This window comes from Paenibacillus sp. CCS19, assembly GCF_033239625.1.
Classification (GTDB): domain Bacteria; phylum Bacillota; class Bacilli; order Paenibacillales; family Paenibacillaceae; genus Paenibacillus_T.
Genome location: NZ_BTCK01000064.1, coordinates 19,182 through 30,203, shown reverse-complemented (window position 1 = coordinate 30,203; position 11,022 = coordinate 19,182). Strand labels below are relative to the sequence as shown.

9 protein-coding genes are annotated in these 11,022 nt (G+C 52.0%); 5 read left to right on the top strand and 4 right to left on the bottom strand.

The window, feature by feature from the left end; genetic code table 11:
• Window positions 1-434 precede the first annotated feature (434 nt).
• The 3 genes from SBI19_RS27355 to leuC all read right to left on the bottom strand — a co-directional run bounded on the left by SBI19_RS27355 (window position 435) and on the right by leuC (window position 4,264).
• Window positions 435-1,976 carry an N-acetylmuramoyl-L-alanine amidase family protein gene (locus SBI19_RS27355; RefSeq protein WP_317972698.1) on the bottom strand — a complete coding sequence of 514 codons (1,542 nt, stop codon included), beginning with the start codon at window positions 1,974-1,976 and terminating at the stop codon, window positions 435-437.
• Window positions 1,977-2,212: 236 nt separating this feature from the next.
• The gene (gene leuD / locus SBI19_RS27350) at window positions 2,213-2,812 is read right to left on the bottom strand and encodes a 3-isopropylmalate dehydratase small subunit (RefSeq protein WP_317972697.1); all 600 of its coding nucleotides are present in this window, start codon (window positions 2,810-2,812) and stop codon (window positions 2,213-2,215) included.
• 27 nt (window positions 2,813-2,839) lie between these two features.
• The gene (leuC, locus tag SBI19_RS27345; protein WP_317972696.1) at window positions 2,840-4,264 is read right to left on the bottom strand and encodes a 3-isopropylmalate dehydratase large subunit; all 1,425 of its coding nucleotides are present in this window, start codon (window positions 4,262-4,264) and stop codon (window positions 2,840-2,842) included.
• 165 nt (window positions 4,265-4,429) lie between these two features.
• Here leuC and SBI19_RS27340 point away from each other — a divergent pair, with 165 nt between their 5' ends.
• Window positions 4,430-5,332, top strand: coding sequence for a LysR family transcriptional regulator (locus SBI19_RS27340; RefSeq protein ID WP_317972695.1), 903 nt, complete (start codon window positions 4,430-4,432; stop codon window positions 5,330-5,332).
• Window positions 5,333-5,359: 27 nt separating this feature from the next.
• On the opposite strand, the gene SBI19_RS27335 is transcribed toward SBI19_RS27340, so the two are convergent.
• A complete protein-coding gene (locus SBI19_RS27335) occupies window positions 5,360-6,157 on the bottom strand; it encodes a carbon-nitrogen family hydrolase (RefSeq protein ID WP_317972694.1) in 798 nt (265 codons plus the stop codon).
• A 122-nt stretch (window positions 6,158-6,279) separates the two neighbouring features.
• Between SBI19_RS27335 and SBI19_RS27330 the strand changes: the two genes are divergently transcribed.
• The 4 genes from SBI19_RS27330 (at window position 6,280) to SBI19_RS27315 (ending at window position 11,008) form a co-directional block, all read left to right on the top strand.
• Window positions 6,280-6,741, top strand: coding sequence for a hypothetical protein (locus SBI19_RS27330; RefSeq protein ID WP_317972693.1), 462 nt, complete (start codon window positions 6,280-6,282; stop codon window positions 6,739-6,741).
• 176 nt (window positions 6,742-6,917) lie between these two features.
• Complete coding sequence (locus tag SBI19_RS27325) at window positions 6,918-8,117, top strand: pyridoxal phosphate-dependent aminotransferase (RefSeq protein WP_317972692.1); 1,200 nt, start codon at window positions 6,918-6,920, stop codon at window positions 8,115-8,117.
• Window positions 8,118-8,553: 436 nt separating this feature from the next.
• A complete protein-coding gene (gene proB / locus SBI19_RS27320; RefSeq protein WP_317972691.1) occupies window positions 8,554-9,654 on the top strand; it encodes a glutamate 5-kinase in 1,101 nt (366 codons plus the stop codon).
• Between the two features lie 106 nt (window positions 9,655-9,760).
• Window positions 9,761-11,008 carry a glutamate-5-semialdehyde dehydrogenase gene (locus SBI19_RS27315; protein ID WP_483312345.1) on the top strand — a complete coding sequence of 416 codons (1,248 nt, stop codon included), beginning with the start codon at window positions 9,761-9,763 and terminating at the stop codon, window positions 11,006-11,008.
• The last annotated feature ends 14 nt before the right edge of the window (window positions 11,009-11,022 follow it).

Below are 11,022 nucleotides of genomic sequence, written 5' to 3'. Positions count from 1 at the left end.
CCCAAACCCTCCCTGCAAGGGAGGGCCCCCGGGGTTTCCAACCCCGGGACCCCGGGAAGACTGTTCTAGTTACAATTGAGCGTATGCTCGCTTTAGTCCCTTCGGGACACGCTCTGCTTCCGAGAGTTCTAGGAACGGTTGAGTGTTTGCATACGAATTCGATGAGACCCATCCTGCGAGCATATACACGCTTACGTCCCTGCGGGACACGCTCTTCTTTTTCTGTTGACCGGTACTCCTTTTCTACTCACCCAAACCCTAGAGCGCAGGTGTATGAACATATGCGGGGGTAACCTTACAAGCTGCTGAGAATCGTGCGCCCTATTGGGTACAGCATTTTACGAGCATTTAATTAATAACTACCTACAAAAAAGCTCTGTGATCGCCTTTGGGCAACCACAGAGTTTATTTAAGTGGACAATCTCCACTGACTCCTATTGAACCTTCAACTGCTCCTTGATGCCAGCAACAATGGCTGCTGCAATTCGGTTCTGTATGGCGTTATCGAACAGCGCTTTCACGTCATTGGCATTCGACATGTAGCCTGTCTCGAGCAATATGGCGGGCATCGTTGTCTCGCGAATTACTTGAAAATTACCATACCGAACGCCGTTGTCCTTCAAACCAGTTGCTGGCACCAAATATTTATGCATGATTTGGGCAAATGGCTTCGAATCCTCTCGGTAGTAATAAGTCTCTGTCCCGTTCGTAGCGGGTGAAGTAAAGCTGTTCGCATGAATCGATATGAAGGCATCCGCTTTCAAATTATTCGCCATATTAACCCTATCGGTCCGTGTCGGATAAGTATCGTCTAATCTCGTGTATGTAACCTGAATGCGCTTTTCTTTGTCGAGCAGCTCTTTCACCTTCAACACAATGCTCAAGTTAAACGTCTTCTCGTACAGTCCAGTGGCGGAAGATGTACCAGGGTCCGTACCGCCATGCCCGGCGTCAATGACGACCTTATACATCTTGTCCCCTGAATCTACACTAGGGTTCGAAGGATTTATCAAGGGCGGCACCACAGCAGGGTCAAATATATCAACTTGGATACGTCCACTCTGCTCCGATATGTTGTAACTTGAAGCTGCTTTCAGATCGAATACGACGCGCAGCGTTGTTGGACTGTCAGGTCCAACCGCATACCGAATCTTAGTAAGCGATGGATGTGAGTCAACGACAACTTCTCCCGGGGTCAAGCTTGATGAGAAAGCCGAATTCGGGAGGTCAAGTACGATACGGTCCGGCGAATTCAATGTAAACGCTTTATTAGCAATAATCGTACCATCATAATCGATCAGCACGCTCGAGGAACCGTCGAATTGGACTGATTTCAGCAAGCCTGCTACATTAGCTGGCAGTGTTGCATTCGGATTCTGACTATCACTATTCGAGTTGTCAACCAAAGACCCTGTGTTCGAACCACCAGAACTGCCAGAAGGATCTGATCCTTGGAGGCCATTGCTGCCAGAGCTGCTTCCGGAATCCTCGATGACGGTGCCTGACGTACCGCCTGGTACGGGACTGTCGAGTCCAACCGTTGAATCCGCGTGTTTATACAGATGAACGGCCTTCGTCGGTTTATCGTAATACACTTGAAGACCGAGACTCTCTGCAACGAATCGAATCGGTACCATCGTAACTTTATTAATGATCTTAGCTGCGGCATCCAGTTGTACGACGCTGCCATTCACGCTTGCTGAACGACTATCCACTGTCAGCGTAATGCTTGTCAAATCATCTTGGATATTAATTTGTTTGATAGATTGACTCCATCCAACGTTATAGCCTAATCCTTCTGCGACTACCCTTACCGGCACAAGCGTCGACTTGTCAACTATCTGGGGATCCTCTTGCGATTCCAACAATTTGCCGTTCAAATAAAGCTTTGGCGCGACGGAAGCAGCTTGTCCAATCGCTGGAAACATCGAGAAGAACAACGATAAGAACATGATAACGACAACTAGCTTTCTCATCCTTCACCTCTAAACGATAAAATATGGACTTCCCTTTTACGAAACAAGTCGAGTCGCGGCACAATACGTCTAATGCAGACGAAAGATTAGACGCGCCTTCGAGGAAAAAGTTACATCAAACTGAATAAATTTCAATATATTCTTTTCGGCATATTTTCCAGAGAAGATTTACACAAAAAAAGCTCTGTGAATCCGCCTTTCGGCAGTTCACAGAGCTTGTTCAACAGGTTAGGCGATTAAGCCGTTTGACCTGCACGTTTGGCTTCGAAAGCAGCGATCTTATCTTCATGCTGAAGCGTCAGGCCGATATCGTCCAGACCTTGCAGCAGGAATTGACGGCGGTGCTCGTCGAGATCGAATGCGATGGAAAGGCCATAGTCGTCGGAGAGGACTTTGTTCTCCAGATCGACGTTCAGCTTGTAGCCATCATGCTTGGCCGTACGTTGGAACAGATCTTCTACTTGCTCTTCGCTAAGTTTGATCGGCAGGATGCCGTTCTTGAAGCAGTTGTTGTAGAAGATATCAGCGTACGATGGAGCGATGATAACTTTGTAGCCGTAGTCTAGAATCGCCCAAGGCGCATGCTCACGGGAGGAGCCGCAGCCGAAGTTAGCGCGGGAGATCAGAACGGATGCACCTTCATAACGAGCTTTGTTAGGCTCGAAGTCAGGATTAACTTCACCGTTCTCGAAGAAACGCCATTCGAAGAACAGGAATTGGCCGAAGCCGCTGCGCTCGATCCGTTTCAGGAATTGTTTAGGAATGATTGCGTCTGTATCGACGTTTACGCGGTCAACCGGTGCGACGATACCTGTATGTTTAACAAAAGCTTCCATGTTATATCGTTCTCCTCTCTTAGGCGATTAGTTCGCAACTTCCGTCTTGAGCTTCCAGTCGCGTACGTCTGTGAAGCGGCCCATAACTGCTGCTGCTGCAGCCATTGCTGGGGAAACGAGATGCGTACGACCGCCGCGGCCTTGACGGCCTTCGAAGTTACGGTTCGACGTCGAAGCGCAGCGTTGGCCTGGCTTCAGAACGTCTGGGTTCATCGCGAGGCACATCGAGCAGCCAGCTTCACGCCATTCGAAACCTGCTTCTACGAAGATCTTGTCGAGACCTTCCTTTTCAGCCTGCAGTTTAACGCGGCCCGAGCCTGGAACGACGATTGCCGTTACACGGTCGCTGACTTTGTAGCCTTTCGCCACTTCTGCAGCAGCGCGAAGGTCCTCGATGCGGCCGTTCGTGCAGGAACCGATGAAGACGTAATCGATCTCGATTTCGCTCATTGGCGTACCTGGTTTCAGAGCCATATATTCAAGCGCCGCTTCTGCAGCTTTGCGCTCATTCTCAGTTGCCATCTCAGCTGGGTTAGGAACAACGGACGTGATGTCCGTACCCATGCCTGGGCTTGTGCCCCATGTTACTTGCGGAATAAGCGAGTCGACGTCGAACTCAACAACCGTATCGAACACTGCGCCTTCATCCGTATTCAGCTGCGACCATTCTGCTACAGCACGGTCGAACGCTTCACCTTGCGGCACATATTCACGGCCACGCAGGTAATCGAACGTTGTTTGGTCAGGTGCGATCAGACCGGCGCGTGCGCCAGCTTCGATCGACATGTTACAAACCGTCATGCGCTCTTCCATCGTCAGCGAGCGGATTGCTTCGCCCGTGTACTCGAGAACGTAGCCCGTTGCGAAGTCAGTACCGTACTTAGCGATTACGCCGAGGATCAAGTCCTTCGCCGTTACGCCTGGTTTGCGGGAGCCGATGAAACGAATTTCCATCGTCTTCGCTTTGGATTGCTGCAAGCATTGCGTAGCCATTACGTGTTCAACTTCGCTCGTACCGATACCGAATGCGAGTGCGCCGAATGCGCCGTGCGTCGACGTATGGCTGTCACCGCAAACGATCGTGTAACCTGGGTGCGTCAGACCGATCTCAGGACCCATAACGTGTACAACGCCTTGGTCGATGTTGTTCAGGTCGAACAGTTTAACACCGAAGTCTGCACAGTTTTGCGTCAGCGTATCGATCTGTTGCTTGGAGATTGGATCTGTAATATTGAAGCGATCTTTCGTAGGAACGTTGTGGTCCATCGTTGCGAACGTACGCTCAGGACGACGGACTTTACGACCCGACATGCGCAGACCTTCAAACGCTTGCGGCGACGTTACTTCGTGAACCAGGTGCAAGTCGATGTACAAAATGCTCGGCTTGCCTTCTTCCGAATGAATCACGTGGTTATCCCAAATTTTCTCAAACATTGTTCTTTTCTTAGTCATCGCGTTTCACCCCGTAATTGTCTATTTCTCATTATTGGATAAAGCAAATAGTGCTTTAAATTAGTTTAACAATAGCATGTTCTTATTCATTGATCCAAGATATAATATCTATAATAGCTATAGGTTATAACTATGAGGACAACGATCGAAAGGAAGTTCCAAACGATGGAATTACGTCAGCTGCAATATGTCATTCAAATCGCCAAAGAGAAAAACTTCTCCCGCGCGGCGGAGAAGCTTCATATCGCTCAACCATCGCTTAGCCAGCAGCTGTCCAAGCTGGAGAAGGAAATCGGCGTGCTGTTGTTCCGGCGGACGACGAACTCCGTCGAATTGACGCATGCCGGAGCTGTGTTCGTCCATAAAGCCCAAACGATTCTAGATGCGTCTGAGCAGTTGAAGCAAGAGATGGAGGATATGGCGCATATGCGCAAGGGCCGGCTCGTCGTTGGCAGCCTGCCAATTACAGGCTCGCACATCCTCCCGTTAGTCCTGCCTGTGTTCGGCACCCAATATCCGGAGATCGAAGTGGTGCTGATCGAGGATACATCCGCCAAGCTCGAACAACTAACCGCCAGCGGCGAGACGGATATCAGTCTGCTGTCGCTGCCGTTGTTCGATACGTCGCTTGCATGGGAGCCCCTTATAGAGGAAGAAATCTGTCTGGCGGTCCCTCATCGCCATCCGCTTGCAAGCCATTCGGGGTCCATTAATCTGAAACAGCTTGAGAATGAATCGTTCATTATATTGAAGAAGGGGCAAGGTTTCCGTCAAATTACGCTTGATCTGTGCGAGCAAGCTGGCTTCGCCCCACGAATCGTGTTCGAGAGCAGCAACATTGAAACGGTACAATCGCTGGTCGCCGCCGGAATGGGCATCGCTTTCGTACCTATGATGATTACGCGTGCGCCTCGCAGCGAATTTACGCCGCTTTACTTGTCGCTTGCGGATCCTACACCTTCCCGAACGTTAGTCATCGCGAGCCGTAAGGGCCGCTATTTATCCCGTGCAGCAGAAGCGTTCATCCGAACGATGAAACGTACCGTGGACAACCATTACAATGGCTAGCCGGAATACCCGGCTAGCCATTTTGTTTCAATATAAAGCAGGACGTCGATCTTCGAATATCGGAATTCGTGCACGAACCTCGTCCACCAGCCCGAAGTCGATCTCTGCCGTTAGAATGCCTTCTTGATCGTCGCTCTCCGCGATGATCTCGCCCCACGGATCGATGACCATCGAATGGCCGAAAAACACGGTTTCGCCGCTTTGTCCACACCGATTGCATGCAATCACATACATTTGGTTCTCGATTGCTCGGGCTTGGAGCAGCGTCCGCCAATGATGCAGACGAGGGTTCGGCCATTCAGCTGGCACGAATACGGCTTTCGCTCCAGCGAGCGCAAGCTTGCGGAAGAGCTCCGGGAATCGAATGTCATAGCAGATCATCATACCTGCGGACGTGCCATCCAATGCCAATGTGCCAGCTTCGGTTCCAGGCTGCAAATATTTCTCTTCGTCCATAAGGCGGAACAAATGGATTTTGTCATACGTTCCGAGTTCTTTCCCGCTTCGGTCAAACGCGTGAATGGTGTTGAACACGCCGTTCTCCCGCTTCTCTGCGATAGAGCCTCCAATCAGCAATATACCATGCGCTTGGGCGAATGCAGCCAGCTTCTGACGCGTGCGCGTCCCTTCCACATCTGCCAATTCATGAATGCGATCCAGCGCGTATCCGGTGTTCCACATCTCGGGCAGCATAATAAGGTCCGGCTGAACATCGCCTGATACAGCTTCCTTCAATAGAATTTCTGCCTTGGCGAAGTTCGCTTCCGGCTCCCCGATCTGGATGTCCATCTGGAGCAGTGCCAGCTTCAACTTCGTATTCGACATGTTCGATCTTCCTTTGCGAACAGTTTGTATTTTCCTAATCATACCCCCTCATGGAACAGTGTCAAGACGGGAATGTTAACGTAGAACGGCGTAATACTATCGACACCCAAAGGAGACTGGACATGAGAAATCGTCTTTACCATCACGTTGCCGCCCTCGTCGCGATTATGCTGCTGCTCGTCTCAATAATGAATCCTGCTGCCGCGCATGCTGCAGACGCCAAGGCGAAAGCACCAAGCCATCCTGTTCAAGTGTTCGATGTGAAAGCGGAGAAAGTCGTCAAGTCAGTCGATAACGACCGACAATATCAGAAGTATGCTCGCAGCTGGCTGAAATCCGTTACAGGATTTGCGCCGCAGCTCAAATCGGATGACAGCTGTCTGTATGTGTACCGAGTTCCGCTGAATAAGCCAGCCAAAGTAAAAGTGTCGCAGACTGAACTTGTCGTTCGTGAAGTATTCCTGTTCAACTGTGCGAATAAACCGCCGCTTCTGCTTGTTTTCGACGATCAAAGACGTCCGTATCTGCTGCTGTTCAGCGCCGATATCGCGCCGTTCGTGAAGAAGATCGGCATTCCGTCTTAACTGCATAACCCCGTCTTCCCCGCTGTATTGGCAATCGGGAGGGCGGTTTACATATCGAGCGGGCATTGCCCGCTCTTGTGCTTTCCTCTTCGAATCTCGACACTCTAATCCGCATCGTGCTAAAGTATGCTCATCAAGGATTATGTCGATCCGAATAGGTGGAGAGTGACGAAGTCATGTCAATGAATGCCAAACCTGTGTCCATTCATCCCGCGGAACGGATGGTTGGACTGCCGAAGCAATTCTTCGCTTCGCTCGTCGCCAAAGCGAATGCACAGACAGCCAAAGGGCGCGATGTCATTAACTTAGGACAAGGGAATCCCGATCGTCCGACGCCTTCGCATATCGTTGAATCTCTCAAGACAGCTGCGGACAATCCGCAGTATCATCGTTACCCGCCTTTTACCGGCTACCGTTTCCTCAAAGAAGCAGTCGCTAAGCGATATGCCGAGGATTATGGCGTGGAGCTGGACCCTGACACGGAAGTAGCCATTCTGTTCGGCGGCAAAACAGGGCTGATCGAAATTGCCCAATGTCTGCTAAATCCAGGTGATACCTGCCTCGTGCCTGATCCGGGATATCCTGATTATTGGTCAGGCGTGAAGCTGTCCGGTGCTGTCATGTCGTTCATGCCGCTGCTTGCGCAGAATAACTTCCTGCCTGATTATAGCGCTATACCTGCCCATGTGGCCGATGCGGCCAAGCTTATGTTTATCAATTATCCGAACAATCCGACCGGCGCAGTCGCTGATTTGCCGTTTTATGAATCGACCGTTGCGTTTGCAAGGCAGCATAATATTGTCATCGCAAGCGACTTTGCATACGGAGCGATTGGCTTCGATGGCAAGAAACCGATCAGCTTCCTGCAAGCTGAAGGCGCCAAGGAAGTCGGCATCGAATTTTATACACTTTCCAAATCGTACAATATGGCTGGCTGGCGAGTCGGGTTCGCGCTCGGCAATCGGGAAGTCGTTGCACTCATAAACTTGATTCAAGATCATTATTATTGCAGCCTGTTCGGCGGCATCCAAGAAGCAGCTGCTACCGCACTGACAGAATCACAAGTCTGTGTCGAGGAGCTTCGCAATGAATACGAGCGGCGCCGTGATGCGCTATTTGAGGAGCTGGAGGCCATTGGATGGAAAGCAGAGAAGCCTGGCGGCTCCTTCTTCTGCTGGCTTCCTGTACCGGAACCGTATACTTCGTCTGAATTTGCCGATCTAGTATTGGAACAGGCAGACGTCGTCGTCGCACCTGGCATCGGCTTCGGGGAGAGCGGCGAAGGCTACGTTCGACTCGGTCTGTTGGCCCCATCCGAACGTCTGCGCGAGGCGGTTCGCCGGATCGGTGCGCTTGGCATCTTTCAAACCTCATAAGCCGCTGCACTGCTGCAATCTGGGGGCTTGCCTTTCTTTACACGCTACTGCAATCATGATATGCTGTTTCTAATTCGATAATACGGAACGTAATGACGGGACCAGTAAGCCATAACCGCACCGCGCTCAGAGAGTAAATTCCGATAGGCTGGGAGAATTTACCGCGAGGCATGGCTGAATCCTACCCCTGAACGGCCGACGATAAGTCGGACAGCGCCTACTGTTACAAGGCACGAGCGGGACGGCATCCCGCAGCGATCGAATGCTCAATTCCGGCTTTTGATCATTGCTGCAATGGCCGTCAACAAAGGTGGTACCGCGGAAGCACAGACTTTCGTCCTTTATTTATAAGGATGGAAGTCTTTTTTGTTTCTCGTTCTTATTTCGAGTACATCTGAATTACATACTTATCATTATGTAACGGGAAGGGATCCTCATGGGAGAATGCATTGTAGTCAAAATCGGCAGCAGCTCGCTTACATCAGATGAAGGCGGCCTGAACCGAAATAAGCTTGATTTCTTCGTATCTGAACTATCTGCATTGAAGGATGCCGGTTACAGCATCGTCCTTGTTACCTCCGGTGCTGTTGCTGCCGGATTCCGGGCGCTCGGCTTCACATCCAGACCGAAGCTGCTCCATGAGAAACAAGCTTCCGCAGCGGTCGGTCAAGCGCTGCTCATGCAGGCCTACCAAGAGTCTTTCGGCCGCAGCGGCCATACCGCTGCACAGATCTTGTTGACGCGGATGGACTTCTCCAATCGCCGCCGCATTGAATGCGCGCTTATGACGATGGAGGAACTGCTCCGCCAAGGCGCGATTCCGGTAATCAACGAGAACGACACCGTTGCTACCGAGGAATTGAAATTCGGCGACAACGACATGATCTCCGCTCTCGTCGCCAATCTCGTGAAGGCGAAGCAGGTCATTATTCTGACGGACACGGACGGTCTATACACCGCAGATCCGCGCAAGAATAAGGACGCACGGCGCATTGAGCGAGTATCGCAAATTTCCGAAGACCTCATGCAGCTCGCAGGCGGGTCCGGTTCTTCTGTCGGAACAGGCGGCATGCGCTCCAAGCTGGAAGCAGCGCGCATTGCGATGCGCGGCGGTGTGCCGGCATTCGTAGGCCGTGCCGCTGAACCCGGCGATCTGCGTCTTGCTGTTGACGGGATCGGCAAAGGGACTTATTTCGAGACGTCTCGCGGCAATCTGCCGGTTAAAAAACAGTGGCTCGGCTTCCACTCCATGCCGCTTGGACGTATTATCGTCGATGCCGGTGCAGAGGACGCCCTACGTACTGGGGGCAAAAGCTTGCTGCCTGCAGGCGTAGCGGAGCTGTCCGGCGACTTCCACCACGGTGACGTCGTCGAAGTGACTGGCCTTGGCGGCGATATCATCGGCCGCGGTATTGTGAACTATGACGCATGGCAGCTGAAAGCCGTTGCCGGCATGAATTCCGATGAAGTGAAACGCCGCATCGAGGTGGCTCGTATCGAAGTCATCCATCGCGACGAATGGATAACGCTCAAATAGACGCTATGCTTCCGATGCAGCTTTTTGCTGCATCCCTCCTATTTGCCGGGAGGAGCTAACCGCAAAAACTTTTAGGAGGATGATGAACATGAGTGAAGTGAACACGATAAGCGAAGTACGCTCGAAGGCGCAGCTCGCCAAAGGCGCAGCATCGGGCATGAATCGTCTGACGACGGCTGAGAAGAACGAAGCGCTGCTAGCAATGGCAGACGCGCTGCTGAACGAGCAAGCGTCGATTATGGAAGCGAATGCGCGCGATCTGCAGCGCGGACGCGAGAATGGCACAAGCGAATCGCTGCTGGACCGACTTGCACTGAACAGCTCCCGTATTGAAGCGATCGCGGAAGGACTACGACAAATCGTAGAGCTGCCAGACCCAGTCGGCGATCTGCTCGAGACATTCGACCGTCCTAACGGCATGCACATCGAGAAGCGCCGCGTACCGCTTGGCGTAATCGGCATGATCTATGAAGCGCGTCCGAACGTAACGGTCGATGCGGCAGGCCTCTGCCTGAAGACCGGCAACGCAGTCGTTCTGCGCGGCGGTTCCGCGGCGCTTGATTCGAACCGCAGAATCGTGGAAGTGCTTCGCGAAGCAATTTCACGGACAGCGATGCCTGTTGAAGCACTCCAAATGATCGAAGATTCGAGACGCTCCTCTGTTGACGAAATGCTGAAGCTGAACGGTCTCCTGGACGTTGTCATTCCACGCGGCGGCGCATCGCTCATTCAGAACGTCGTGCAAAACGCGACCGTCCCTGTTATCGAGACTGGCGCAGGCATCTGTCACACCTTCGTTGATGAGTCGGCTAATGCCGAGATGGCTGCACGCATCGCAGTCAATGCGAAGGCACAGCGTCCGTCGGTATGCAACTCGATGGAGACGCTGCTCGTGCACAGCAGCTTCGCATCGCATAGTCTGTCGGTGCTGACGGATGCGTTGAAAGCTGCCAATGTCGAGCTTCGCGGCTGCGAACGGACACGTCAGTTGATCGCTGACGCGAAGGCTGTAACCGAGCAGGATTATGCAACGGAGTACAACGACTATATCCTAAACGTGCGTATTGTCGACAGCCTCGACGAAGCGCTGGCGCACATCGCTCGTTACGGTACGATGCACTCGGAATGCATCGTTACAGAGAACACCAACAACGCGGAACAGTTCCTGCAAGATATCGATGCTGCAGCTGTCTATCACAATGTGTCCACCCGCTTCACGGATGGATTCGAATTCGGCTTCGGCGCCGAAATCGGCATTAGCACGCAGAAGCTGCATGCGCGCGGACCTATGGGCCTGCCTGCCCTCACTTCGACCAAGTATACGATTCGCGGCAATGGACAGGTACGCGGCTAATTGATTGCAATTGT

What these genes read in the sequence shown, in the direction of transcription:
- SBI19_RS27355 (WP_317972698.1), bottom strand. Translation starts at nt 1,976, where the DNA reads ATGAGAAAGCTAGTTGTCGTTATCATGTTCTTATCGTTGTTCTTCTCG.
- leuD (WP_317972697.1), bottom strand. Translation starts at nt 2,812, where the DNA reads ATGGAAGCTTTTGTTAAACATACAGGTATCGTCGCACCGGTTGACCGC.
- leuC (WP_317972696.1), bottom strand. Translation starts at nt 4,264, where the DNA reads ATGACTAAGAAAAGAACAATGTTTGAGAAAATTTGGGATAACCACGTG.
- SBI19_RS27340 (WP_317972695.1), top strand. Translation starts at nt 4,430, where the DNA reads ATGGAATTACGTCAGCTGCAATATGTCATTCAAATCGCCAAAGAGAAA.
- SBI19_RS27335 (WP_317972694.1), bottom strand. Translation starts at nt 6,157, where the DNA reads ATGTCGAATACGAAGTTGAAGCTGGCACTGCTCCAGATGGACATCCAG.
- SBI19_RS27330 (WP_317972693.1), top strand. Translation starts at nt 6,280, where the DNA reads ATGAGAAATCGTCTTTACCATCACGTTGCCGCCCTCGTCGCGATTATG.
- SBI19_RS27325 (WP_317972692.1), top strand. Translation starts at nt 6,918, where the DNA reads ATGTCAATGAATGCCAAACCTGTGTCCATTCATCCCGCGGAACGGATG.
- proB (WP_317972691.1), top strand. Translation starts at nt 8,554, where the DNA reads ATGGGAGAATGCATTGTAGTCAAAATCGGCAGCAGCTCGCTTACATCA.